24 protein-coding genes, 1 tRNA gene and 1 riboswitch are annotated in these 25,645 nt (G+C 57.4%); of the genes, 17 read left to right on the top strand and 8 right to left on the bottom strand.

The window, feature by feature from the left end:
* The first annotated feature begins 15 nt into the window (after positions 1 to 15).
* The 15 genes from AC2FH9_RS19260 (at position 16) to AC2FH9_RS19330 (ending at position 15,992) form a co-directional block, all read left to right on the top strand.
* Positions 16 to 903 carry a hemolysin family protein gene (locus AC2FH9_RS19260; protein ID WP_142639432.1) on the top strand — a complete coding sequence of 296 codons (888 nt, stop codon included), beginning with the start codon at positions 16 to 18 and terminating at the stop codon, positions 901 to 903.
* On the top strand, positions 900 to 2,396 hold the full coding sequence (gene lnt, locus AC2FH9_RS19265) for an apolipoprotein N-acyltransferase (protein WP_496872628.1): 1,497 nt from the start codon (positions 900 to 902) through the stop codon (positions 2,394 to 2,396). Before AC2FH9_RS19260 ends, lnt begins: the two co-directional genes overlap by 4 nt.
* Before the next feature lie 42 nt (positions 2,397 to 2,438).
* Positions 2,439 to 2,487, top strand: a riboswitch (SAM-SAH riboswitch).
* Between the two features lie 5 nt (positions 2,488 to 2,492).
* Entirely contained in the window at positions 2,493 to 3,674 is a 1,182-nt protein-coding gene (gene metK / locus AC2FH9_RS19270) for a methionine adenosyltransferase (RefSeq protein ID WP_142639436.1), read from the top strand.
* A 129-nt stretch (positions 3,675 to 3,803) separates the two neighbouring features.
* Positions 3,804 to 4,514 (top strand): tRNA (guanine(46)-N(7))-methyltransferase TrmB, encoded by a 711-nt coding sequence (trmB, locus tag AC2FH9_RS19275; RefSeq protein ID WP_281973465.1) that lies wholly within the window; start codon positions 3,804 to 3,806, stop codon positions 4,512 to 4,514.
* Between the two features lie 69 nt (positions 4,515 to 4,583).
* Entirely contained in the window at positions 4,584 to 5,936 is a 1,353-nt protein-coding gene (aroA, locus tag AC2FH9_RS19280; RefSeq protein WP_496872632.1) for a 3-phosphoshikimate 1-carboxyvinyltransferase, read from the top strand.
* Positions 5,937 to 5,941: 5 nt separating this feature from the next.
* Positions 5,942 to 6,559: a (d)CMP kinase gene (locus AC2FH9_RS19285; RefSeq protein ID WP_496750978.1), complete on the top strand. Its 618-nt coding sequence runs from the start codon at positions 5,942 to 5,944 to the stop codon at positions 6,557 to 6,559.
* Positions 6,560 to 6,660: 101 nt separating this feature from the next.
* On the top strand, positions 6,661 to 7,176 hold the full coding sequence (locus tag AC2FH9_RS19290; RefSeq protein WP_496872634.1) for a hypothetical protein: 516 nt from the start codon (positions 6,661 to 6,663) through the stop codon (positions 7,174 to 7,176).
* Positions 7,177 to 7,430: 254 nt separating this feature from the next.
* On the top strand, positions 7,431 to 9,116 hold the full coding sequence (locus tag AC2FH9_RS19295; RefSeq protein ID WP_496750976.1) for a tryptophan halogenase family protein: 1,686 nt from the start codon (positions 7,431 to 7,433) through the stop codon (positions 9,114 to 9,116).
* A gap of 300 nt (positions 9,117 to 9,416) precedes the next feature.
* Positions 9,417 to 11,093, top strand: coding sequence for a 30S ribosomal protein S1 (gene rpsA / locus AC2FH9_RS19300; protein WP_142639449.1), 1,677 nt, complete (start codon positions 9,417 to 9,419; stop codon positions 11,091 to 11,093).
* Positions 11,094 to 11,363: 270 nt separating this feature from the next.
* Positions 11,364 to 11,648, top strand: a complete 285-nt coding sequence (gene ihfB / locus AC2FH9_RS19305; protein ID WP_037310872.1) for an integration host factor subunit beta — start codon at positions 11,364 to 11,366, stop codon at positions 11,646 to 11,648.
* A 6-nt stretch (positions 11,649 to 11,654) separates the two neighbouring features.
* Complete coding sequence (locus AC2FH9_RS19310; RefSeq protein ID WP_271951622.1) at positions 11,655 to 12,005, top strand: lipopolysaccharide assembly protein LapA domain-containing protein; 351 nt, start codon at positions 11,655 to 11,657, stop codon at positions 12,003 to 12,005.
* Positions 12,006 to 12,013: 8 nt separating this feature from the next.
* A complete protein-coding gene (locus AC2FH9_RS19315) occupies positions 12,014 to 12,664 on the top strand; it encodes a phosphoribosylanthranilate isomerase (protein ID WP_496750974.1) in 651 nt (216 codons plus the stop codon).
* 92 nt (positions 12,665 to 12,756) lie between these two features.
* Positions 12,757 to 14,004 (top strand): tryptophan synthase subunit beta, encoded by a 1,248-nt coding sequence (gene trpB, locus AC2FH9_RS19320; protein WP_281973469.1) that lies wholly within the window; start codon positions 12,757 to 12,759, stop codon positions 14,002 to 14,004.
* 366 nt (positions 14,005 to 14,370) lie between these two features.
* Positions 14,371 to 14,445 (top strand) — tRNA-Asn (locus AC2FH9_RS19325).
* 401 nt (positions 14,446 to 14,846) lie between these two features.
* Positions 14,847 to 15,992 (top strand): slipin family protein, encoded by a 1,146-nt coding sequence (locus AC2FH9_RS19330; protein ID WP_496872638.1) that lies wholly within the window; start codon positions 14,847 to 14,849, stop codon positions 15,990 to 15,992.
* Between the two features lie 42 nt (positions 15,993 to 16,034).
* On the opposite strand, the gene AC2FH9_RS19335 is transcribed toward AC2FH9_RS19330, so the two are convergent.
* From AC2FH9_RS19335 to AC2FH9_RS19365, 7 genes are all read right to left on the bottom strand, one after another.
* The gene (locus tag AC2FH9_RS19335; protein ID WP_142639459.1) at positions 16,035 to 16,409 is read right to left on the bottom strand and encodes a DUF2237 family protein; all 375 of its coding nucleotides are present in this window, start codon (positions 16,407 to 16,409) and stop codon (positions 16,035 to 16,037) included.
* Positions 16,410 to 16,418: 9 nt separating this feature from the next.
* Entirely contained in the window at positions 16,419 to 17,582 is a 1,164-nt protein-coding gene (locus AC2FH9_RS19340) for a serine hydrolase domain-containing protein (protein WP_496750970.1), read from the bottom strand.
* Between the two features lie 82 nt (positions 17,583 to 17,664).
* Positions 17,665 to 18,345 (bottom strand): aminoacyl-tRNA hydrolase, encoded by a 681-nt coding sequence (gene pth, locus AC2FH9_RS19345; protein WP_496698869.1) that lies wholly within the window; start codon positions 18,343 to 18,345, stop codon positions 17,665 to 17,667.
* 137 nt (positions 18,346 to 18,482) lie between these two features.
* Complete coding sequence (locus AC2FH9_RS19350) at positions 18,483 to 19,136, bottom strand: 50S ribosomal protein L25/general stress protein Ctc (protein WP_142639464.1); 654 nt, start codon at positions 19,134 to 19,136, stop codon at positions 18,483 to 18,485.
* Between the two features lie 243 nt (positions 19,137 to 19,379).
* Complete coding sequence (locus tag AC2FH9_RS19355) at positions 19,380 to 20,546, bottom strand: alpha-hydroxy acid oxidase (protein ID WP_142639467.1); 1,167 nt, start codon at positions 20,544 to 20,546, stop codon at positions 19,380 to 19,382.
* A gap of 152 nt (positions 20,547 to 20,698) precedes the next feature.
* Complete coding sequence (gene trpA / locus AC2FH9_RS19360; RefSeq protein WP_496872640.1) at positions 20,699 to 21,490, bottom strand: tryptophan synthase subunit alpha; 792 nt, start codon at positions 21,488 to 21,490, stop codon at positions 20,699 to 20,701.
* A 78-nt stretch (positions 21,491 to 21,568) separates the two neighbouring features.
* Complete coding sequence (locus AC2FH9_RS19365; RefSeq protein WP_496872643.1) at positions 21,569 to 22,054, bottom strand: acyloxyacyl hydrolase; 486 nt, start codon at positions 22,052 to 22,054, stop codon at positions 21,569 to 21,571.
* 194 nt (positions 22,055 to 22,248) lie between these two features.
* On the opposite strand from AC2FH9_RS19365, the gene ychF reads away from it, so the two are divergent.
* Positions 22,249 to 23,346: a redox-regulated ATPase YchF gene (gene ychF, locus AC2FH9_RS19370; RefSeq protein ID WP_281995894.1), complete on the top strand. Its 1,098-nt coding sequence runs from the start codon at positions 22,249 to 22,251 to the stop codon at positions 23,344 to 23,346.
* 11 nt (positions 23,347 to 23,357) lie between these two features.
* Positions 23,358 to 23,861, top strand: a complete 504-nt coding sequence (locus AC2FH9_RS19375; RefSeq protein WP_496703565.1) for a GNAT family N-acetyltransferase — start codon at positions 23,358 to 23,360, stop codon at positions 23,859 to 23,861.
* 62 nt (positions 23,862 to 23,923) lie between these two features.
* Here the strand turns inward: AC2FH9_RS19375 and AC2FH9_RS19380 are convergent, their stop codons facing one another.
* Positions 23,924 to 25,549 carry a GMC family oxidoreductase gene (locus AC2FH9_RS19380; RefSeq protein ID WP_496872647.1) on the bottom strand — a complete coding sequence of 542 codons (1,626 nt, stop codon included), beginning with the start codon at positions 25,547 to 25,549 and terminating at the stop codon, positions 23,924 to 23,926.
* Between the last annotated feature and the right edge of the window lie 96 nt (positions 25,550 to 25,645).

Consider the following 25,645-nt stretch of genomic DNA (forward strand, 5'->3'; position numbering starts at 1 on the left):
ATTTGGAATGGGAAAATGGGCGAAACAGACGGCAGTTCTATGGCGGCGCAGGGCGCGCAACCGAAGGACGGCAACGAAAATGTCACTGAGAGACCAGGACTTTTCTCTCGAATAGTGGATGCGTTCTCAACGCAGAGTGAAGACTCGGCTTCTGAGGTCAATGGGCAAGAGGTCGATCCGGCTCAACCTCGCGGCATGATTAATCTGCGCCGGATGCGGGTCGAGGATGTGGCGATTCCCACGGTCGAGATCGTGTCAGTACCGTCGACGATATCCAAAGATGAGCTGGCCCAGGTTTTCCGGGAAAGCGGTCTGTCCAGGATACCTGTTTATGAAGGAACGCTGGATACGCCTTTGGGCTTTATCCACCTGAAAGATTTCGCGTTGACGCACGGGTTCAACGGCGGCTCGACTGAGTTTGATCTGGTGTCGATGTTGCGGACATTGCTGTTCGTGCCGCCGTCGATGCCGATCGGTGTGCTGATGACCAAAATGCAAACCGAGCGCCGCCACATGGCATTGGTGATCGACGAATATGGTGGTGTCGACGGGTTGCTGACGATCGAAGACCTGATCGAACAGGTTGTTGGTGAGATCGCGGACGAACATGATGCGGATGAAAGCCAACTTTGGGTTCAGGAAAAACCTGGATGTTATGTGGTGCAGGCGCGGATTCCCCTTGAAGATTTCGAAGCCGAGATCGGGCGTTCCTTGACCAGCCACGAGGATGTCGATGAGGAAGAGATCGACACGCTTGGCGGGTTGGTCTTCATGTTGTCCGGACGGGTTCCGGCACGAGGAGAGGTTGTTCTGCATCCGGAAGGGCCTGAATTTGAGGTGATTGATGCGGATCCGCGGCGCATCAAACGGCTGCGTGTCATGCTGCCGGATATCGTTGCATGAGCCTGATACGGGCTTGGCCCATTTGGCTTAGATTTGTCCTTTCTGGTTTGTTGGGAGGACTGGCTGCATTTGGTCTGGCTCCCTTTGGGTATTGGGTGGCTTCTGTATTGGCGTTGGTGTTGGTCGCACCGATATTTCAGAGCACCGAGACACGTGCGCGTGCGGCGTGGATCGGTTGGGCGTTTGGGACCGGGTATTTCGCCCATGCACTCAGCTGGATTGTCGAGCCGTTTCTGGTGGACGCCGATCGTCACGCTTGGATGGCTCCGTTTGCTTTGGTCTTCATGGCTGGTGGTTTGGCGCTGTTCTGGGCGCTGGCATTCTGGGTTGCTCGCAGGCCCGGCGCGCGCGGGGTTTCACAGGCGTTGTTTCTCGCCTTGGCAATCTCGTTGGCGGAATGTGCCCGCGGTTATGTTCTGACCGGGTTCCCCTGGGCCGGGCTGGCGCAGGTCTGGGTCGAGACCCCTGTTGCGCAGCTACTGTCACTTTTTGGGCCTTACGGGCTTGGGGCGCTGACCTTGGTGGCGACACTGCCACTAGGGGCGGCTTTGGCGCTGCGTTCCGGAGTATTCGTACCCTTGGGCATCAGTGTGGCATCGGTCGCATTGGCTTTGGGCTATGCGGGGACGCGGCCCGCTGTGGTCGAAACGGGACATATCGTTCGCTTGGTTCAGCCCAATGCGTTGCAACATCAGAAATGGGATCCAGAGTTTGCACCTCTTTTCTTCGCACGTCAGATCGAGTTTACTGCCGCCGAACCACAGCCAGACCTGATCGTTTGGCCTGAAACCTCGGTTCCCGCCTGGCTGGGCAGCGCGCAGCCGTATTTGGATGCCATCGCCGAGGCGGCGCAAGGCACGCCGGTTGTTCTGGGAATTCAACGAGGCGACGGGCCGCGTATCTACAACTCGATGATCTACCTTGATGTGGATGGGGCTCAGCAGGGGCTGTACGACAAACATCATCTGGCGCCTTTTGGCGAATATGTTCCGTTTGGCGACGTGATGGCGCGGTTCGGGATCTATGGCATGGCTGCAACCACCGGACATGGGTTCAGCGCCGGGTCGGGGGCGGCGCTGCTGGATGCAGGCCCATTGGGTAAAGCGCTGCCGTTGATCTGCTACGAAGCTGTGTTTACCCAGGATGTCCTATCCGCGCCGGGGCGCGCTGATTTCCTTCTGCAAATCACCAATGATGCGTGGTTCGGAACGCGCTCGGGACCGTATCAGCACCTGGCTCAGGCACAGATGCGCGCCATCGAGCAGGGGCTGCCCATGATGCGTTCGGCCAATACCGGCGTCTCCGCCATGATTGACCCGCTGGGCCGGATCACCGAGGCCCTGCCGCTTGGGCAGGCGGGCTATATTGATGCCGGACTTCCGGCGCCTCATTCTCCGACGGCTTATTCCCGAATGGGGGATAATCCTGTCTTTGCCGTGTTATTGGTGCTGTTTAGCCTGTTATGGTATGGGCTGCGGCGGCGAAACCTATGATTTCGCATTGACCCTCAGTTTCGGGGGGCTTATCCCCTCTTGTGCCCATCACAACGGCTTCCTGGCGTGACGGGGTAATCTTAATGGAGCACTTGTATGTCCCGACAGAACTATACCTTTACTTCGGAATCCGTTTCCGAAGGGCATCCGGATAAGGTTTGTGACCGTATTTCCGATGCTGTACTTGACGCATTTCTGAACGAAGAACCCGAGGCACGCGTTGCGTGCGAGACCTTTGCGACAACGGATCGCGTCGTGATCGGCGGCGAAGTGGGGCTGTCTGATCAGGACAAGCTGCATGACTATATGGGCCGCATCGACGAGATCGCCCGCGCCTGTATCAAGGATATCGGCTATGAGCAGGATAAGTTCCACCACGAGACGGTAGAAGTTACGAACCTGCTGCATGAGCAATCTGCACATATTGCGCAGGGCGTAGATGCGTCGGGTGACAAGGACGAAGGTGCTGGTGATCAGGGCATCATGTTCGGCTATGCCACCACCGAGACACCCGCGCTTATGCCTGCGCCGATCCAGTATTCCCATGCAATCCTTCGCCGTCTGGCCGAGGTGCGCAAGAACGGGACCGAGCCTGCGCTGGGCCCGGATGCGAAATCGCAGCTGTCAGTGATCTACCAGGATGGCAAGCCGGTTGGCGTCAGCTCGATCGTTCTGTCGACCCAGCATCTGGATGAGACGCTGAGCTCGGCCGATATTCGCGCCATTGTTGAGCCGTATATCACCGAAACTCTGCCCGAGGGTTGGCTGACCGATCAGACCGATTGGCACGTCAACCCAACCGGCAAGTTCGTCATTGGCGGTCCGGACGGAGATGCGGGTCTGACCGGTCGTAAGATCATCGTGGACACTTATGGTGGTGCAGCGCCTCATGGTGGCGGAGCGTTTTCGGGTAAAGACCCGACCAAGGTGGACCGTTCGGCGGCTTATGCCGCGCGCTATCTGGCCAAGAATGTCGTAGCCGCGGGAATGGCCGAGCGTTGCACGATCCAGCTGAGCTATGCCATTGGCGTTTCCCGGCCTCTGTCGATCTATGCGGACACGCATGGCACGGGGCAGATCGCGGATGATCGGATTGAAAAAGCCGTCGGCCAGGTGATGGACCTGACCCCACGCGGCATCCGTCAGCATCTGGAGCTGAACAAGCCGATCTATCAGCGCACAGCAGCCTATGGCCATTTTGGCCGCCAGCCGGAAGCGGATGGAGGTTTCAGCTGGGAGCGCACAGATCTAGCAGACGCGTTGAAAGCGGCGGTTTGATCTGACTGTTATCAATAGGTGCGCCCTTGCGGGCGCGCCTATTTCTTGGGAATTGTATGAGAGGCGGCGGCTATTCTGCTCTGCCGCCGCCCCTTGCCTCTGAGCCGTCCCCGCAGTATGGGCACCGCCATGAGCACCCAGACCCCACAACGCCCCCGCAGAAACTTTTATGGCCGCTTCAAAGGCAAGACCCTGAAGCAAAGCCAAAAGACGTATCTAAGCGAAGACCTCGTTGCGCTGTCTCCGGGTGCTGTGGACTGGGAGAGCAATCCTGAACGCAGCCCGCTGGATCTGAAGGCCCTGTTCGGTGGCAAGGATGTCTGGCTTGAGATCGGCTTTGGCGGGGGCGAGCATCTGGTGCATCAGGCGGCCAGCAATCCCGATATCGGTATCATTGGGGCTGAACCCTATATCAACGGTGTTGCCATGTTGTTGGGCAAGATTCGCAAGGCTGGGGTCGAGAATCTGGCGGTGCATCCCGGCGATGCGCGCGATCTTTTTGATGTCTTGCCCGAAGCCAGCATATCACGCGCCTTTCTTCTGTACCCCGATCCCTGGCCCAAAACCCGGCATCACCGCCGTCGGTTCGTGACCCCAGAACATCTGGAGCCGTTGGCGCGGTCGTTGAAACCGGGCGCGATCTTTCGCGTTGCAACAGATATTCCCGACTATGTCCGCCAAACGTTGGAAGAGGTGCCTGGCGCTGGTTTCGAATGGTTGGCGGAACGCCCCACCGATTGGCGTGAGCCTTGGGAAGACTGGATTTCCACGCGCTATGAGCAGAAGGCCCTGCGCGAAGGGCGGACACCGCATTACCTGACCTTCCGCCGCAACGACTGATTGCGGCTGGACCAAGCGCCCCCAATTCGCTAATCGGCTTGGGAACTGAGAGCGAAAACAGGAGCCCCCATGTCCGGACACGGCACGCCCATCCCGATGACCTCGCATCCTTGCGGTCCGCTGACCGGTACGGCCGAGGTGCCCGGCGACAAGTCGATCTCGCACCGGTCGCTGATCCTGGGCGCGATGGCCGTGGGTGAGACCCGGATCACTGGGCTGTTGGAGGGCGAGGACGTTCTGGACACCGCAAAGGCGATGCGGGCCCTTGGCGCCGAGGTGACGGATCACGGAGGCGGCGAATGGTCGGTCCATGGTGTGGGCGTCGGCGGTTTTGCCGAACCTGATCAGGTCATCGACTGTGGCAACTCGGGCACCGGCGTTCGGTTGATCATGGGCGCGATGGCGACCTGTCCGATTTCGGCGACATTCACTGGCGATGCCAGCCTGAACAAGCGCCCTATGGCGCGGGTGACCGATCCTTTGGCGCTGTTTGGCACGCAATCGGTGGGCCGCTCCGGTGGGCGCCTGCCGATGACGATTGTGGGCGCGGCAGAGCCTGTTCCGGTACGGTACGTGGTTCCCGTTCCCTCCGCGCAGGTGAAATCTGCCGTTTTGCTGGCGGGGCTGAATGCTCCGGGCAAAACCGTGGTGATTGAGGCCGAAGCGACCCGCGACCATTCCGAGCGGATGCTGGCTGGGTTTGGTGCCGAAATCACAGTCGAGGATACCGATGAGGGGCGGGTGATCACCCTGACCGGGCGGCCCGAATTGAAGCCGCAGGTGATCGCGGTCCCCCGTGATCCCTCCAGCGCGGCCTTCCCGGTCTGTGCGGCGCTGATCACCCCCGGGTCTGATGTTCTGGTTCCGGGCATCGGCCTGAACCCGACACGCGCGGGTCTGTTTACCACTCTGCGTGAGATGGGTGCTGACCTGACCTATGAGAATGAACGTGAAGAGGGCGGCGAACCGGTTGCCGATCTGCGCGCGCGCTATTCGCCCGATATGAAGGGAATCTCGGTTCCTCCGGAACGGGCGGCGTCGATGATTGACGAATATCCTGTTCTGTCTGTGGTCGCGGCAAATGCCACGGGCACCACGATGATGGGCGGCGTGAAAGAGCTGCGCGTCAAGGAAAGCGACCGCATTGATGCGATGGCCCGAGGGCTGCGCGCCAATGGTATCACCGTCGATGAGGGCGATGATTGGTGGTCGGTGGACGGTCTGGGAATTGGCAATATTCCTGGCGGCGGCACCTGTGAGAGCTTTCTGGATCACCGGATCGCGATGTCCTTTATGGTTATGGGTATGGGGGCGAAAAATCCGGTCGAGGTCGACGATGGCGGCCCGATCGCAACGTCTTTCCCGATCTTCGAACCGTTGATGGCTGGCCTTGGTGCGCGGCTGCAGCGAAACAACCGGTAAATGCGATGGCAGTTGCCAGTTTCACCATAGCAATCGATGGCCCGGCAGCAGCGGGGAAGGGCACAATTTCCAATGCCGTTGCCGCCCATTTCGGGTTTGCGCATCTCGATACCGGCCTGCTTTACCGTGCGGTTGGCCGCAGAACGCTGGAAGGTGCCGACCCGGTTAGTGCCGCGCAAACGCTGACAGCCGAGGACCTGGATCAGGGTGATCTGCGCACGGCTGAAATCGCGCAAGCGGCCTCAAAAGTTGCAGTTATCCCCGAGGTGCGGGCTGCATTGGTCGATTTTCAGCGCGCCTTTGCGCGCCGCGCGGGCGGTGCGGTGTTGGACGGTCGTGATATCGGAACCGTTATTTGCCCGCGGGCCGAGGTGAAACTGTTTGTCACCGCCAGCGCCGAAGTGCGCGCTGAGAGACGGTTTCTGGAACTGGACGCCAACGGCCATGAGGTTACACGCGCACAGGTGTTGACCGATGTGCGTGAGCGGGACGCTCGGGATGCCGAACGCAGCACGGCACCTATGAAGCCAGCTGGGGATGCGGTCATACTGGATACCTCGGACCTGAGCATTGACGCGGCTCTTGCCCGCGCGATTGAGGTCATCGAACCAGTTCTGCCCTAGGGCCGTTTGCCAGAGCAAACACAACTTTGTTCACTAAGCTTTGTTTGGCCAGCGCCCGAGGCGTCGATTACCTTGGTATCGACATCTGCCGGAGGTGATTGATGTTCCGCCTGATTTTGATTTTTGCCTTTCTCGCCAGTGCGCTTTCAGCGCAAGAGGCAGAACCGCCAATGACCTACGAGCGTTTGGGCAAGATATTGTTTGCGCTTGACCCCGAGACAGAGCCTCTTGGGCCGGGCTTTCAGCTTACCATCGCGGAGGTTCCCGTTCTGGTGATTACCGACGTCAATGCGGACCGGATGCGGGCCATGGTGTCGATCCAAAGTGTCGAAGATCTGAGTGCTCAGGACATGCAACGGATGATGCAGGCGAATTTCGACAGTACCCTGGATGCGCGATATGCGATTGCCAATGGCACCTTGTGGGCTGCGTTCATCCACCCCTTGTCGCGGCTGGAAAGGGATCAGTTGATCTCGGGGCTGGCCCAGACGGTGAACATCGCCAACACCTACGGCACCTTGTATTCCAGCGGAGTTGCGGAATTTGGCGGCGGCGATAGCAATGATCTTCAGCGCGCTCTGATCGAAGAGCTTCTGAAAAAAGGCGAGGATATCTGACGCAGGGCCGGTACTTGCGCATTTCCTTTCTCGCAGCATCCACCATCCTAAAGAAAGTCGCGCAGTGGCGAGCGGCCTGTGTTGCCGGGTCTGATGACCCGACATGTATGCAGGTTCGGCCGTCATAGTGCCTAGCTGGATGCAGGAAAGCTGTTATAGTTTCCCTCAGGCAAAAAGGGAAAGCTGCTTTACAAGCCCCAAAATCAAAAAGGGCAGGCGGCTAAAAAACCCCAAAACCAACAGGGACAGAAAATATGAATAATCGTTTGCGAAAGATCACCATTGTGGGTGGCGGCACGGCAGGTTGGATGACCGCGCTGATCCTGGAAATGGTGTTTTCACGCACGTCAGCACCCAAGGATCGCCCGCGTATCTGCCTGATCGAAAGCCCCAATATCTCGACTGTGGGCGTCGGCGAGGCCACCGTTCCACGGATGCCGGTCACGCTGCGCCAGGCCGGCATTTCAGAGCGGGATTTCTTCCGTGAGACCAACGCCTCGTTCAAGCTGGGCGTGAAGTTTTGTAATTGGAACAAGGACGCCAAAGGCAATCGCATTGATTACGTGAACCCTTTTGCGCATGGCCAGTTGTTAGAGGGGTTAGAGCCCGCAGAATACTTCCTGCGCTTTGGCAATGGCGATAGGGATTTCACGCAGTCCATCTCGCCCCATGATGATCTGGCGCGCCTGTGCAAAGGTGGGCGGCCACTGGGTCAGCCAGAGTTTGAGCAGCGGTTCGGCTATGCCTATCATCTGGATGCTGTGAAGTTTGCAGGCATGTTGACCAGGGTTTGCACCAAGCGCGGCGTTGAGCATATCCAGGACGAGGTGAAATCGGTCGAGCTGGATGAGCAGGGCAATGTCAGCCATCTGATGCTGGAAAAGAAAGGCCGCCATGACATTGAGATGGTCGTGGATTGCACCGGGTTTCGCGGCTTGATTATCAACAAGGCGCTGGGCGAGCCTTTCATGGATTATTCTGACTATCTGCCCAACGACCGCGCCATGGCGTTGCAGATCGAGCACCCGGATCCAGAAAAAATTGAAAGCGTCACACGGTCCACCGCACTTGGTGCAGGGTGGACCTGGCGGGTGCCACTCTTTAACCGTGTGGGCACGGGCTATGTCTACTCATCTGCGCATCGCACGGATGAACAGGCGGCGGATGAATACCTCGAATGGCTGGGCGACAGCGGCAAAGGTGCGACGCCGCGCGTGATCCCGATGCGTATCGGACGAGTGCGCAATGCCTGGGTCAAGAATTGCGTGGCGATCGGACTGGCCGGAGGGTTCATCGAACCGCTGGAAAGTACAGCGATCCACATGATTGATCATGCGGTGCGCTGGTTCGCCGAGCATCTGCCTACGCGGGACATCGAACCGTCGCTGCGGGCGAGATATAACAAGCAAATGGACAAGCTCTATGACGAGGTTCTGGATTTCATTTGTCTGCACTACCGCTTGGGCAACCGCACGGATGATCAATATTGGATCGACGCGCGGACCGAAATGAAGATACCGGATCGGCTGGCCGAGAACCTTGAACTGTGGCAGCACCGCCTGCCTTTGGAACGAGATATCGAGTTTGCAACGCTTTTCGATTTCCGCGTCTATCAAACGGTTCTTTTGGGTAAGCAGGTCTATGATACGGGCTATGGCGCCGGCATCCGCGATCGCTTGCGGCCGTTGAAGAAACCGATCTGGTTCCAGTGGTGGAAAGGCGCGAAAGTGGATCTTGCGCAGATACTCAGATCAATGCCTGATCACAAAACCCTGCTGCGCGATATCCGGGGCGAGCTAGAGCGCCCAGCCTTTGGAAAGGCCGCAGCAGCGAAGCCAACCGTCGCGATGCCGGGCGCGGCCCCGGCACCATTGGCGGTCCAGAACATGCCGAATTTTGCCGAAATCCAAAGCGGCTCAAAAGATCTGCAACTGTTTTAGGCGCTCAGTACTTTCGGAGCTGAAGAAGAATGCAAATCGACCCGACCTCAGCCATGCAAGGCTGGGGTTTGCGTGTTATTTTGTGATATGCACGGTAAAACTTGCAGCGCTAGTGCGAACCCGTTATAGAGCGCGCGTCGACAAGGCGATTTGAGCCATAAAACAATGAGACGAGCAGGGTCGGACCAACCGGCCCTCTTTGTTTTGCGGTATATGTCAGGTCGTCTGACCAATCCACTAAGACCGGCGGAGACAACCGCTCGGCCAGCAAAAACGTTATGTAAAGGAAAACACTGCCAGATGGCTGATACAACCATGGAGGAATTCGAAGCCCTCCTTAATGAAAGCTTCGAAATGGACACGCCCGAAGAGGGTTCTGTTGTCAAAGGTAAGGTTCTGGCGATCGAAGCCGGCCAAGCCATCATCGACGTCGGCTACAAAATGGAAGGCCGCGTTGATCTGAAAGAATTCGCAAATCCTGGCGAAGCCCCTGAAATCACTGTTGGCGACGAGGTTGAAGTTTACCTGCGCGCCGCAGAAAACGCCCGTGGCGAAGCTGTCATCTCACGTGAGATGGCCCGCCGTGAAGAGGCATGGGACCGTCTGGAAAAAGCATATGCCGACGACCAGCGCGTCGAAGGTGCAATCTTTGGTCGTGTCAAAGGTGGCTTCACCGTCGATCTGGGTGGTGCAGTTGCGTTCCTGCCCGGCTCGCAGGTTGACGTGCGCCCCGTACGCGACGCTGGCCCTCTGATGGGTCTGAAGCAGCCGTTCCAGATTCTGAAAATGGACCGTCGCCGTGGCAACATCGTTGTTTCGCGCCGCGCAATCCTGGAAGAATCGCGTGCCGAACAGCGCGCCGAGGTTATCGGCAACCTGACCGAAGGTCAGACCGTAGAAGGCGTGGTCAAGAACATCACCGAATACGGTGCGTTTGTTGACCTGGGCGGCGTTGACGGCCTGCTGCACGTCACCGACATGGCATGGCGCCGTGTGAACCACCCGTCCGAGATCCTGACGATCGGCGAGACCATCAACGTTCAAGTCATCAAGATCAACAAAGAGACCCACCGCATCAGCCTGGGCATGAAGCAGCTGCAGGAAGATCCGTGGGATCTGGTTGCAGCCAAGTATCCGCTGAGCTCGGTTCATCAGGGTCGCGTCACCAACATCACCGACTACGGCGCGTTCGTCGAGCTGGAAGCCGGTGTCGAAGGTCTGGTGCACGTGTCCGAGATGTCCTGGACCAAGAAAAACGTCCACCCCGGCAAGATCGTTTCGACGAGCCAGGAAGTCGACGTCATGGTTCTGGAAATCGATGGCGCCAAGCGTCGCGTGTCTCTGGGCCTGAAGCAGACTCAGCGCAACCCGTGGGAAGTGTTTGCAGAAACACACCCCGAGGGCACCGAAGTTGAAGGCGAAGTCAAGAACATCACCGAATTCGGTCTGTTCATTGGCCTCGAAGGCGACATCGACGGCATGGTTCACCTCAGCGATCTGTCCTGGGACGAGCGTGGCGAGGATGCCATCCAGAACTACCACAAGAACGACGTGGTACAGGCCGTTGTGTCTGAAGTGGATGTCGAGAAAGAGCGTATCTCGCTGTCGATCAAAGCCCTGGGCGGTGACAAGTTCGCCGAAGCCGTGGGCGGCGTGAAGCGTGGCTCGATCATCACCGTTGAGGTCACCGCGATCGAAGATGGCGGCATCGAGGTAGAGTACGAAGGTATGAAGTCGTTCATCCGTCGTTCCGACCTGAGCCGTGACCGTGCCGAACAGCGCCCCGAGCGTTTCTCGGTCGGTAACAAGGTCGACGTCCGCGTCACCAATGTCGACAGCAAGACCCGTCGTCTGGGTCTGTCGATCAAGGCACGTGAGATCGCCGAAGAGAAAGAGGCCGTGGAACAGTACGGTTCTTCCGACTCGGGCGCATCACTGGGCGATATCCTGGGTGCAGCGCTGAAGTCGGGCGACTAAGTCCGAGCCTCTGCCAAGCCGAATTTGCGGCCCCGCGTGAAAGCGCGGGGCCGTTTTTGTTGCGAATCAACATGTTCGCATTTTCAGGCTAATTGGGGCTTAGGTTCATGCATTTGTCGGGCAAATTACATGAACTGGCAAAAATTCGCGTTACTTAACTGTAATTTTCAGCCTTTGCCCGCAGAGTTTACGTTCCCCCGAACCCAGTTTTTTCCTATACTGTTCAGAATAATAGGCATGGTTAACCGGTCGCCTGGGAGGGTAACGCACATGATCCGTTCAGAACTGATTCAGAAAATCGCCGACGAGAACCCGCATCTTTATCAGCGTGACGTCGAGCGAATCGTGAATACCGTGTTCGAAGAAGTAACGGATGCGATGGCGCGAGGGGATCGGGTTGAACTGAGAGGCTTCGGGGCGTTTTCAGTGAAACAGCGCGATGCCCGTGTGGGTCGTAACCCGCGCACCGGCGAAACTGTGCAGGTCGAAGAAAAATGTGTTCCGTTTTTCAAAACTGGCAAGTTGCTAAGGGACCGGTTGAACGGTAAAGCCTAGGCCATGATGCGCTACCTTCGATATGCTTTTCTCGCGGTCCTCGGGATCGTCTTGATTTCAGTCTCTCTGGCCAACCGCGAAGCGGTTGAGCTGACGCTTATTCCCTCGGCTATAGCCGATTTGCTTGGCTTCAATTTCAGCGCCTCGTTGCCGCTGTTCGTGGTGGTTCTGGGTGGCATCGTCGCTGGCCTGGTCATTGGCTTTCTTTGGGAATGGCTGCGCGAGCACAAGCACCGCCGCGATGCTACCGCCAGCAAAGGTGAAGTGCGCAAGCTTGAGCGTGAGGTCAAGAAGCTCAAGAAAGCGCAGAACGAAGGACAGGACGAAGTTCTCGCCCTGTTGGATGAGGCCAGCTGAGGCCCGGAATGTCGGATGTATCGGTTAAAATCTGCGGCCTGACTGCACCAGATCACGTGCGCGCAGCAGCTGATGCGGGTGCACGGTATCTTGGTTTCAACTTCTTTCCGAAATCGCCTCGATATGTTTCGCCTCAACAGGCAGCAGCTTTGTTCGAGCATGTCCCCGTTGGGGTTGCAAAGGTCGCCTTGGTTGTGAACGCCACGGATGAGTTGTTGGACAGTATCACCGCAGTCGCCCCTTTTGACATGTTGCAGCTGCATGGCTCAGAATCTGTCGAGCGGGTGCAGGAAATCAAGGCGCGCTATGGGTTGCCTGTTATCAAGGTGGTTGGTGTTGCAGATGCCGAAGACCTGGCCGCCATTGATACTTATAGCGATGTTGCCGATCAGTTGCTGATAGATGCCAAGGCGCCAAAGAGCTCGGTTCTGCCGGGTGGAAACGGGCTGGCGTTTGACTGGCGTTTGCTGGCTGGGCGCAAATACTGGCGCAAGCCCTGGATGCTGGCCGGTGGGTTGAACCCCGGCAATGTGGCCAAGGCCATCCGTATGACGGGCGCGCGTCAGGTCGATGTCGCCTCGGGCGTGGAAAGTGCACCGGGCATCAAGGATGCCGCGATGGTTCGTGCGTTTGTAGACGCTGCAATTCGGGCCGGCTGAGGTATCACATCTAAGGATTCCCATGTGCGTTTTGCCATGGCAAATCCCGCCGCTACCTCCTATGAACAACGGGTACGACGATGGAGACACCCATGGCCAACGATCTTTTCAATTCCTTCATGTCCGGCCCAGACGAGCAGGGCCGTTTCGGCATTTTCGGCGGGCGTTTTGTCAGCGAAACGCTGATGCCGCTGATCCTGGCGCTGGAAGAGGAATATGAAAAGGCCAAGGACGATGCCACATTTTGGGCCGAGATGGACGATCTGTGGGCCAACTATGTGGGACGTCCCTCACCATTATATTATGCCGAGCGCCTGACCGAGCATCTGGGTGGCGCCAAAATCTATCTGAAGCGCGATGAGCTGAACCACACCGGCGCGCACAAGATCAATAACGTATTGGGCCAGATCATTCTGGCGCGGCGCATGGGCAAGACCCGGATCATTGCCGAGACCGGCGCCGGACAGCATGGCGTGGCCACAGCCACCGTTTGCGCCAAGTTCGGTTTGAAATGCGTGGTCTATATGGGCGCGCATGATGTGCAGCGACAGGCCCCGAACGTGTTCCGCATGCGCCTGCTGGGGGCCGAAGTGATCCCTGTGACGTCAGGTCGTGGCACATTGAAAGACGCGATGAACGATGCGTTACGTGACTGGGTGACCAACGTGCGCGATACGTTTTATTGCATCGGTACAGTTGCTGGCCCGCACCCGTATCCGGCGATGGTGCGCGACTTTCAGTCGATCATCGGCAAGGAAGCAAAGGAACAGATGCACAAGGCTGAGGGCCGTTTACCCGATACGCTCATCGCCGCCATCGGTGGTGGATCGAACGCAATGGGTCTGTTCTATCCGTTCCTGGATGATAAATCCGTCAACATCATCGGTGTCGAAGCCGGTGGTAAGGGCGTGAACGACAAGATGGAACATTGCGCCTCGCTGACCGGCGGCCGCCCGGGTGTTCTGCATGGCAACCGCACCTATCTGCTGCAGGATGATGACGGGCAAATCCTCGAAGGATACTCGATCTCGGCTGGTCTGGATTACCCGGGCATTGGCCCTGAACATTCATGGCTTAATGATATCGGCCGCGCGCAATATGTGTCGATCACCGACAAAGAGGCGCTTGAGGCGTTCCAGCTTTGCTGTGCAACCGAAGGCATCATCCCGGCGCTTGAACCTAGCCATGCGCTGGCTCATGTGATGAAGATCGCGCCGGATCTGCCCAAGGATCACCTGATCTGCATGAACATGTGTGGACGTGGTGACAAGGATGTTCAGACCGTGGCGAAATATCTGAATTTCGACATGTCGGATACCGAAGGCCGCAGCGCCGATTGACCAGGCGGTAAAATTTGAAATTTCTGACAAAAGCTGTGTGCCTTTGAACGGTGTGCAGCTTTGGTTTCCAGCCTGCGGCTTTTCGAATGTTGCGCAGCTGGGTAATTTTGTTGCGCATCCGCCACAGGTGCATTTCCACCTCTCAGAATATCATTGAGCGAATCCTGCCCCTTCGCCTAAACCCGCCGTTACCGGTCAAAACGGGCCGGACCCTAGCGAGCAGAGGTGATCACTCTCTCGGTGCGGACGGCGCTGCCGAAACCGTATGCCAGGGCCGAAACCGGGGATTGGTACATGCTTTGTAGCTCAGGTGGAAGAGCGGCAGATGGCAAATCTGTGAGCGGAGGTTCGACTCCTTCCAAAGCTCCAAATGTAGCTCATTCTGGTTAGAGCAATCGACTGTTAATCGATGTGTAGCGGGTTCGAGTCCCGCCATTTGAACAAACGCTGTTAGGTCAGCACCGGCCTTCAACGCCGGTCCGTGAAAACGGTCCAAATCATTGAGGTCTGGGTGTTCCCCAGCAGAGGTGGCACCGCGCTACGTCAGGCTTCGGCCGGGCGGGGCAGGGGTTTTCGCTGCTCTGGTCTTGGGCCGGAGGGCAGATGACGGTGTCGCCGGATTGGCGCCCCGCTTGATCCCTTGGGAACTGGCGGCGCATTGGTCCCGCGCCCCTCTCTCTGACCCTCTCGCAAAAGGGCACGGCGCGGGGGATGCCCGGTCTTTCACAGCCTTTATCCGAAGGCTTCACACCTGTCACCCAATCGGGGTGCAACCCACTGAAAACATGAAAAGGAGTTCGCTTTTGCGACGACGATAGAGCGAGACGAAAAGGAGAAATGAAATGACACTATTCCAAGATCTGATCGACCGGCTGACCGGTCATCAACGGCTGACCCTGACCGAGACCCAGCGGGTGCTGGTTTTGCGCAAGGGGGTAATTGACACCATCCTCGGCCCCGGGAAACACCGGCTGCCACGCAGGGATGCGCTGACCGAGCTGCACGATCTGGAGGCTCTCTTTTTCGTGTCGCCCTATGAGCGGGCGCTGATGCAGAACCGGCCCGAACTGGCCGAGGCGCACCTGACCGAGTTTCGGGCAGGGCCCGACGAGGTTCTGGTTCTGCTTCGGGATGGCGTGCCCGCTCGAGTGCTGATCTCCGAAGTACGGGCGCTAGTTTGGAAGGATGCCGGCCCCTGGGCCGTTGAGCAACACGCGCTGACCGAGTCCATGGTTGTGCCCAAAACGGTCGCGCAGCGGCTGGTTCGGGTGGGGCTGCAGATCCACTTGACGCGGGTCGAGATTGCCGAAGGGCATGTCGGTTTGCTGACGGTGGATGGCGTGCTGGTGGATCGGCTGAACCCCGGCGCGCATGCCTTCTGGAAAGTGGGCCGGAACGTCGAGGTCAAGCAGATCGACCTGCGGCAACGAACCCATGAGGTTACGGGTCAAGAGATCCTGACCAAGGACCGGGTGACCATCCGGGTCAACCTCAGCGCCGATTACCGGGTCGTCGATCCGGTCAAGGCGATGGGGGCGGTGAAGGATTTTGATCAGGCCCTGCACCGGGCCCTGCAACTGGCGTTCCGGAAGACCCTTGGGTCGATGACGCTTGACCGGCTACTTGCCGAGAAGGTGGGCGTTGACACCGAGGCTGCGGATCGGGTGCGGGCACAAATGGCCGGGATCGGCATCGAAGTGGGTGAGATCGCGTTGAAAGACGTCATCCTGCCCGGCGAGATGCGCGAAATCCTGACCGCCGTGGTCGCTGCCGAGAAACAGGCCGAGGCCAAGGTCATCCGGCGGAGGGAAGAAACCAACGCCACGCGGTCTTTGCTGAACACCGCGAAAGTGATGGCGGAAAACCCGGTGATGCTGCGACTGAAAGAGCTGGAAGCGCTGGAAACCATCGCCGGCAAGGTCGAGCGGCTGACGGTTCATAACGGAACCGAGGGTCTGATGTCTGACCTTGTGAAATTGCGGGATTGATCCCGAATAAGGGCCGGTCCGGGTGATCCCGGGCCGGTCTGCCTAGTCCTGAACCGCGTGTTGGTTGAGAATGCGCAGAGGCACGATGTCCAGCGCCCGTTGATGTGTCGCCTCAAGATGAACCTTGGGTGCGCATCCTTCGTCATGGGCTTGCAGGAAGCGACCCGCACATAGACACCAGCTGTCACCGGCACGCAGCCCGGGAAAATTAAACTCGGGGCGCGGCGTGCTGAGGTCATTGCCGACATATTTCGAATAGGCCAGAAACTCGACCGTCATTACCGCGCAAACCGTGTGGCTGCCCTGATCCTCGGGGCAGGTATTGCAGGCGCCATCGCGAAAGAACCCGGTCAGCGGATCGCGGGAGCAAGGGGCGAGCACGCCCCCCAGAACATTTATGCTTTCCTGTTTCTGCATAAGAGCATCTTACAGGCTTTGCGCAATCCTGCGGAACATTTCTATGTTGATCTCATTCACGCCAGGGTCTCGAAACTTGCGATCGGCCCCGGTGGACACGATCAGCACCCCGCGCGGCTGGTCGAAATAGATGTACTGACCATAGACGCCGCGGGCCATGAACTCGCCTTCATGCGCGCCCACGGGAATCCACCACTGATATCCATAGCCGATCTTGCCCGATGCGGTCGGGGCACTGGGCAGGACCGAAGCGGCGATCCATTCGGCGGGCACCAGTTGCTGCCCATCATGAACCCCGTTTTGCAGGATCATCTGACCGAAACGCGCATAGTCGCGGGTGGTGAAATTCAAGCCCCCCAGAACAAAGGCAACTCCGGCCCCATCGGTCACGTAATAGCCATCCCGCTCCAGCCCAAGCGGCTGTACAATGCGCTCTGTAAGCAGTTCGGCCACGCTGCGACCGGTTGCTCCTCGGACCACCATACCGATAACATGGGTGTCGATTGACACGTATTTCCAGGTTTCTCCGGGTGTTGCGAAACTGTCCTGCAGCGAGGCGGCGAAATCGTCCAGTTCTCGGCCTAAGGCGACCACTCGACCCATCCGGTTGATGTCAGAATTGTAATCCAGATAATCCTCGTTGAAGGTCACACCGCTGGCCATGTTCAACACGTTGCGGATCGTCGTGCCATCATAGGCCGTGCCTTTCAGTTTGGGCACATATTGCACGACAGGATCGTCCAATGAGGCGATTGCGCCTTCGTCCAGCAATATGCCGAACAATGCAGAAAGATAGCTTTTGGCAACCGACCACGAGATGCGCCGGTCGTCTGGCGTGGTGCCCAGATAATATTCCTCAAACCGGATTTGTCCGCGCTGCATCACCAGCAAGGATGTGACTGCCCGGTCTTCTATCCATTGATCCGTGTCTGCAGGCAGGTCAAACCCAGGCCCATACGGCAATTCCCAAGTGGCTCTATCCCCGCGCGGAAGATCGACGGTTTTGAAAGCGGCATCCATATGAGAGAAATTGTGGACGATCTTTTCGGGGGCAAACAACGAGTTCACCGCCATCAAGCGCTGAATCTCCTCGCGTTTCCAGAATCCGACAACGGCGGCTGCCAGCACAAGCATCAGCGCGATGCGCAGTACCCATTTAAACAAAGCTCTCATCTGTCGCCTCCCATGATTGCCGGTATTGGAGCCTGCCCGGGTAAATTCCGCAATCCGGACGTAGGGGCAACAGCAGAGCGCGCTATTTGAACTTGTCCATCAGCTTCTGCATGGCCGACCTGTTGTCCTCGGCAGGTTCTGCCATGGTCTGGGCGGTTGGTTTGGGCGGCTCGGACGGCGATTTGGACGAACGCGGAGGCGCCGTCCGCAGGGCAACGGCATTCATGAACTTACCGCCGTCACCATTGGCCAGGTGCCCCGCGCCATCTGCAACGCCGCGCAGAACATCTTCCAGCCAGTCAGCGTCGGCCTTTGCAAAATCACCCAATACATAAGGCGATACCAATTCTTTGCGGCCCGGATGCCCGACCCCAAGGCGCACCCGATCATAGGCTGGGCTGATATGTTCATGGATCGAGCGTAGCCCGTTATGGCCCGCATGGCCTCCGCCCGCTTTGACGCGAACCTTGCCGGGGGCCAAATCCAGTTCATCGTGAAAGACGGTGACATCCGTTGAATCCAGTTTGTAGAACCGCATCGCCTCGCCCACCGATTGGCCCGACCGGTTCATGAAGGTCTGAGGCTTGATCAGCAAAACCTTTTCATGACCCAGCCGCCCTTCGGCGATTTCGGCCTGAAATTTGGATTTCCAAGGACCAAAACCGCAATCCTCGGCAATCCGGTCAACGGCCATAAAGCCGATATTGTGCCGGTTACGAGCATATTTTGATCCTGGATTCCCCAGGCCGACAAACAGCTTCATCGTCATGTCCTTGTCTCAAGCGCGATATCGCAACTGGTTGATGGCACGGATTGGGGCCGATTTTCCAGCCCAACGGGCAAAAGAAAACGGGACCCCAATGGGGCCCCGTCACAAAAACCGAAACTTTGGGTCCGGCCTTATTCTTCTTCGCTTCCGACGACTTCGACTTCATCGGGTGCAACATCACCCTCTTCGCCCTCTTCGTCATCGCTTGTAGCCAGGCCGGTTGGGGCCGAGATGTTGGCGATCACAAAGTCACGGTCGATGGTCGGCTTGGTGCCAGCAGGCAGATCGACCGACGAGATGGTGACAACGTCGTTGATGTTCAGACCGGTCAGATCAACGGTGATCTTCTCAGGAATCTCACCAGCGGTACACATCAGCTCGACCTCAGGACGGACAACGGTCAGAACGCCGCCTTTCTTGATGCCGGGGGCCTCTTCCTCGTTGATGAAATCAACCGGAATAAACAGTGCGATCTTGGTGGTCCGACGCAGGCGCATCAGGTCCAGGTGGGTCGGCAGGTCTTTGACAACGTCACGCTGAACGTCGCGGCAGATGACGCGAACGTCTTCCTGGCCTTCAACCTTCAGGTTCCACAATGTCGACTTGAACCGGCCCGCTTTCAGGCGCTTGAACAGTTCGTTGAACGGGATCTGGATCGGCAGCGGCTCTTTGTCGCCACCAAAAACAATGCCCGGAACCATGCCGTCGCGGCGTGCCTGACGAGCGGCGCCCTTGCCTGTCCCCGTCCGTTCCAGAGCTACGAGATCGGGAATCTCTCCAGCCATGATATTTCTCCAATGTTAGGGCGGGTATCCTCCAAGGCTGTATACCCGCGTGAAGCCGCGTCCTTAGCTTGATTCATTGAGTTTGGAAAGGGGTTTTTGCAGCTCGTCTATTTTGCGAGGCTCTGTCCCGCGCTCCGAGGTATTTTCGGCCAGATGAAGCAGGGAATCCTTTCTTCAACTGGCTCTAAATATCTCGGGGGAGGCGGCCAATCGGCGACAAGGACAGAGCCCCCATGCGCGCGATCAATCTGTCCAGCTCCCTCCGAAGTCTTTCGGGACAAGCAAATTGTGCCGGCCCAGATCGCTCACATTGCGTTCACCGCAAAGCGCCATGGTCGTATCAAGTTCTTTCTGAATGATCTCAAGTGCCGTGGTCACGCCTTTCTGGCCCATTGCGCCAAGACCGTAAACAAAGGCGCGCCCGATAAAGGTGCCCTTCGCGCCAAGTGCCAGTGCTTTCAGAACGTCCTGGCCAGACCGAATGCCACTGTCCAGATGCACTTCGATGTCGTTTCCGACAGCGTCCATAATCTCGGGCAGGACACGAATGGAACTGAGCGCCCCGTCCAACTGGCGTCCGCCGTGGTTTGAAACCACGATGGCATCGGCGCCCAGCTTGGCGGCCATCTTGGCATCCTCGGAATCCAGGATACCCTTGAGGATCACCTTGCCGCCCCATTGGTCCATCAGCTTTTCAACTTTGCCCCAATCCAGGCTGGGGTCGAATTGTTCCGCCGTCCATGTGCCCAGCGATCTTGTATCAGTGATATTATCAACATGGCCAACAATATTGCCGAAGTTCCGCCGTTTGGCGCCTAACATTTCGATGCCCCAGGTCCATTTTGTCATCAGATTGGCGATGGTCCTAGGCGTCAGCTTCGGCGGCGCGGACAGACCATTCTTTAGGTCCTTGTGGCGCTGCCCGAGTATTTGCAAGTCCAGGGTGATCACAAGGGCCGAACATTTTGCATCCTTGGCGCGTTGGATCAGCCGAGAGACATAGTCCTGATCCTTCATGGTGTAGAGTTGGAACCAGAAGGGCGCAGTGGTGTTCTCGGCCACCTCCTCGATAGAATTGATTGACATCGTGGACAGGGTAAAGGGGACGCCAAAAGCCTCGGCTGCTTTAGCGGCTTTGATCTCACCATCCGCGTGCTGCATGCCGGTCAGACCAACGGGGGCAAGGGCAACAGGCATGGTAACATCCTGTCCGATCATCTGCGACGCCGTCGTGCGCCCGGTCATATCAACCGCTACTCGCTGGCGCAGGCGGATATCTTCGAAATCCGAGCTGTTGTCGCGAAAGGTCTGCTCGGTCCAGCTGCCGCTTTCGGCATAGTCAAAGAACATGCGCGGGACGCGTCGTTCATAGATGTGTTTGAGGTCTTGGATATTGGTGATGACGGGCATGAGATGCGGCTTTCGAAAGATTGGTCCTTTTTCTTTACCAATTTTTCGAAAGCCTCGCAACGCCACGTTTCTGTGCGCAACGTTAGGTGCAATAGAAAAACCGCAGCCGGGTTGCGCCGACTGCGGTCAAGATTGCGAAACTGGTCGTTGGATCAGGCCGAATGTGCCCCATCTGCCAGCGATTTGACAAAATCCAGAACTTCACCAACCGACTTCCCGGCGGCGATCTGGCTGACAATGGCCGAGCCTACCACAGCGCCATCGGCAACAGTTGCGATTGCCCGCGATTTTTCCGGGGTATTGATTCCAAAGCCCACGATCACTGGCAAATCCGTGGCGGATTTGATACGAGAGACCTCGGGGCCTACATTCGTGGCCTGGGCTTCGGCTGCGCCTGTGATCCCCGTGATCGAGACGTAATACACAAATCCTGAAGTGTTCTGAAGAACGCGCGGAAGCCGTTTGTCATCCGTTGTCGGCGTGGCGAGGCGGATAAAGTTCAATCCAGCCGCCTGTGCAGGCAGACAAAGTTCGTCATCTTCTTCGGGGGGCAGGTCAACGACGATCAGGCCGTCGATGCCAGCCTTAGTAGCGTCCGCCAGAAACCTTTCCACACCGCGGCTGTAGATGGGATTGTAATACCCCATTAGCACAATAGGCGTTGTATCATCCGTTTCCCGAAAAGCACGTGCAAGATCCAGTGTGCGTTGCAGGGTCATCCCGCCCTCTAGGGCGCGTTGTCCTGCTGCCTGGATGGTCGGACCATCCGCCATCGGGTCGGTGAACGGCAGCCCAAGTTCGATCACGTCGACACCGGCACCGGGCAAGCCCCTGACGATCTCAAGCGAAGTGTCGAAATCGGGGTCACCGGCCATGATGTAGGATACGAAGGCCTTTTTGCCCTCGGCCTTGAGGGCGGCGAACTTGGCGTCGATACGGGTCATCTGCGGTCCTTGCATACGGATTTGAACCTGATGTGCAGAAACTTTGCCCGGAAATCAATCCCGCCGGGTCAGATTGCTTCAGAACCCGTAGTGATAACGCATGAACACTGAGTTGACGCCGGGATTGAAACTGTCCGTGCTCGCGTTCGAATTATGGGTGATGGCCAGCGAGAGCTTGTTTCCATTTTCCAGGGCATATCCAATTCCGAAAAGGCTGCGGATCTGGAAATTTCCGCCGAGATCATTGTCATCATTTGAGGCGTTGTAGTAGCCAGGCATCACGCTGGCCTCTGCGAACCACCGGTCAGAGATAGTATAGAGACCGACCAAACCGGCGCCAATATGCGTGTCGGAATCTGCATCCACCGTCAGAGCCACACCCCAGCCAGCACTGAGGCGCGTGGCTTCGTGAAACGGGCTGTGCTGATATTCCAGTGACACGACCGCCTGATCATTGCTGCTGGTGTGGGTGAAATCCGCATATCCTGCTCCCAATACGATGGACTGCCCGTGTGCCATGGTCGTGGTGGCCAGCAAAGTGCTCATTAAGAAAAGTGTTTTCATCTCGGTACTTCTTGGTTTTCTCAACTCCCTGTCAGTTGGTGACGTGGCGGTGGCAGAATCAAGTATTCGAAGTACACGTTTGATTAACAGATAAGTGATGTTGCAACTGGGACTCGACCTGTTGCCGCCGTCTGGGTTGCGCATTTGCCCGGACGTGAATAGAAGACGCCGTCGTATCGCTTCAGGAGGCCGAGATGGGCTTTAAAATGGGAATCGTGGGTTTGCCGAATGTGGGCAAGTCAACTCTCTTCAATGCGCTGACCAAGACAGCGGCTGCTCAGGCGGCGAATTTCCCGTTCTGCACCATTGAACCCAATGTGGGTGATGTGGCCGTGCCCGATGACCGGCTGGACAAGCTGGCGGCGATTGCAAGTTCAAAGCAGATCATCCCGACGCGAATGACGTTTGTGGATATCGCGGGCCTGGTAAAGGGCGCGTCAAAGGGCGAGGGGTTGGGCAACCAGTTTCTGGCCAACATCCGTGAGACTGACGCCATCGCTCATGTGTTGCGCTGCTTCGAAGATGGTGATGTGACCCATGTCGATGGCCGCGTTGATCCAGTGGCTGATGCCGACACGATCGAGACCGAGTTGATGTTGGCCGATCTGGAAAGTATCGAAAAGCGTCGTGCCAATCTGGTGCGCAAGCTGAAGGGCAACGACAAAGAGGCACAGCAACAGGAACGTTTGCTTGCCGAAGCGCAGGCCATGCTGGAAGACGGCAAACCCGCGCGTCTGGTCGAAGTTAGCGACGAAGACGACAAGGCGTGGAAAATGCTGCAACTGCTGACCACCAAACCGGTTCTCTATGTCTGCAACGTCTCGGAAGAAGAGGCCGCCGAGGGCAATGAATATTCAGCCCGTGTGGCTGAAATGGCCGCAGCGCAAGGCAACTCGCACGTCATTATCAGTGCCAAGATCGAAGAAGAGATTAGCCTGCTGGAAGAGGACGAAGCGCAGATGTTCCTCGAGGAAATGGGGCTGGAAGAGCCCGGTCTCGACCGTCTGATTCGCGCAGGCTACGACCTGCTGAAGCTGGAAACCTATTTCACCGTCGGCCCGAAAGAGGCCCGCGCCTGGACCATCCGCACCGGCACCGCCGCGCCGCAGGCAGCTGGCGTCATCCATGGCGATTTCGAAAAGGGTTTCATCCGTGCTGAAACGATCGCGTATGACGACTATGTTTCGGCAAATGGAGAGCAGGGCGCCAAAGAGGCAGGCAAGATGCGCGCCGAAGGCAAGGGCTATGTCGTCAAGGATGGCGATGTGATGCACTTCTTGTTTAATACTTAAGCGCCTTGGCATTGCGAACTGCAGAAAAGTCAGATGCCTCCAGTATCGCTGCCATCTCGATTGAGGTTTGGATCGGAACCTACCTCAAACATGGTGTCAGTGGGATTTTTGCAGATTTCGCCTTGTCGGAATTCACGCTAGGCAAAATCCTAGGACAGATTCAAAACCCGGATGAATTAGTTCTGGTGTCCGACAATAATCAGGGGATTGACGGGTTCATCCGTGTTTCCCCTGCACGCAGCGCCCCTGTTTCCGGGTGGTGGGGCATGGAGATATCGACATTCTACGTCCAGCCGCGCCATCACGGAAAAGGCATCGGAAGTCGTCTTTTGGCAGCCGCGCTGGAACATTGCCGGGATCAGGGGGCAGATTTGGTCTGGCTGATGACCAATGCTGAAAACGCCTCGGCCATCAAGTTCTATCTGGCCAAGGGTTTCGAGTTCATTGGAGAGACCCACTTTCAGATCGACGATCAGAAGTATTTGAACAACGTCTATGCGTTGCACTTTTCCTGATCAGGGAATGAGGCCTCTTTCCAGACCAAATATTTTGGAAGATGGTCTTCTTTCCCCCTGCTTCAAGCGTTCATGCGCTTTGTGGCATCTTCCAGAATGAGGTCCGCGCCGCGCGCGGCCAGCATCATCACAGGCGCATTGGTGTTGCCTGAGGTGATGCTCGGAAACGAGGACGCGTCGACCACCCTAAGGCCTGCCACCCCATGCACTCGCAGTCGAGAATCCAGAACTGAATCCTGTTCCGATGTCCCCATGCGACATGTACAGCTTGGATGAAATATAGTTCCGGCGTTGGCGCGGAAATTCTCTAACATCTGGTCGTCATTCATTCGCGTAACATCTGGTTCTATCCGGGTCCGCGTAACACTGCGGATCGCCTCAGTCTGCGCCAGCTTCTGTAACACCCGACCCGCTTTGATAGCCATGTCGCAGTCATGGTTTGTGGAGAGAGAGTTTGGTTGGATGGCGGGTGCATCCATGGGATCTGCCGAACGGATGTTGATCTCCCCTCTGCTTGTCGGCCTGCAGGGCTGGGCGCACAGAAGAAAGCCTGCTTCGGTATCAACGTCCGGTTGTCCTTTGGTGTCGGTCTTATAGGACATCGGATTGCAATAGATTTGCATATCAGAAAATTCGGCGGTTTCGTCCGAACGCACAAAGCCGCTGACCTGGTTGACGGGGACGCTGAGTGGCCCGCTGCGGGTCAACAGATAACGAATACCGGACAACATCTGTCCCAACCGATTGCCAAGCGCATTATTCAATGTCGGCTCGGTCGCATGAAAGAAATGGGATATGCCAAGATGATCCTGCAATCCCTGTCCAACCTGCGACAGGTTATGGCGCACTTTGATGCCGTGCCTTTTCAACAGGTTCGCAGGCCCGATCCCCGAAAGCTGCAAGAGCTGTGGCGAATTTACGGCTCCGGCAGACAGGATGACTTCACGGATCGCGAAGGACGTGACCACCTGACCCCCAACGTGATAGCGGACACCGGTGGCTTTGCCCTGATCCAGAATGACGTTCTGCACCAGAGCATTGGATACCACCCGCAGATTGCTGCGTTTCAGGGCAGGGCGCAGGAACGCGGCTGCTGATGACCAGCGGCGGCCGTTTTTGACAGTACTGCGCAGCCTCATCATTCCTTCGGCGTCCTGACCGTTCAGATTGTCAGAAATATGCCAGCCCATCTGCCGTGAGGCCTCCAGAAAGTGGCGCGAAAACGGGTGCATGCCCTCACTGACATCGCTGACCACGAGAGGGCCGCCCTCGGAGGAAGGTGTTTGGCCTCTTTCGACGTGGGTCTCGATCGCCTCATATGTCTGGCGAACTGTTTCCCAGTTCCAACCCTCTGCGCCTGCCTTGGCCCAGTCATCAAAATCATGCGAGAGGCCCCGCAAATATGCCATGGCGTTGATCGAGCTTGATCCGCCAATAACCCGCCCGCGCGGCCAATAGGCCTGACGGTTGTTCAACCCGGGATCAGCCTGGGCAGAGTAACACCAGTTCACCTTGGGATCGTTGAAGGTTTTGCCGTATCCCAGCGGTACATTGATCCAGAAACGGCGATCGGTTCCACCGGCTTCTATCAGCAACACTTTATGGCTGCCACACGCGCTCAGCTTGTTTGCCAGCACGCAGCCGGCAGATCCGGCGCCCACGATGATATAGTCGAAGGTCTGCGTCATCTCGAACCGTTCTGGGTAATTGGCCCCATGATTTGCACGCAATGATTGTCAATACAAACAATGTATATTACCCATTAGGCATAATTTTTATTGAAG

It is taken from the genome of Ruegeria sp. CDSC081 (assembly GCF_059610485.1).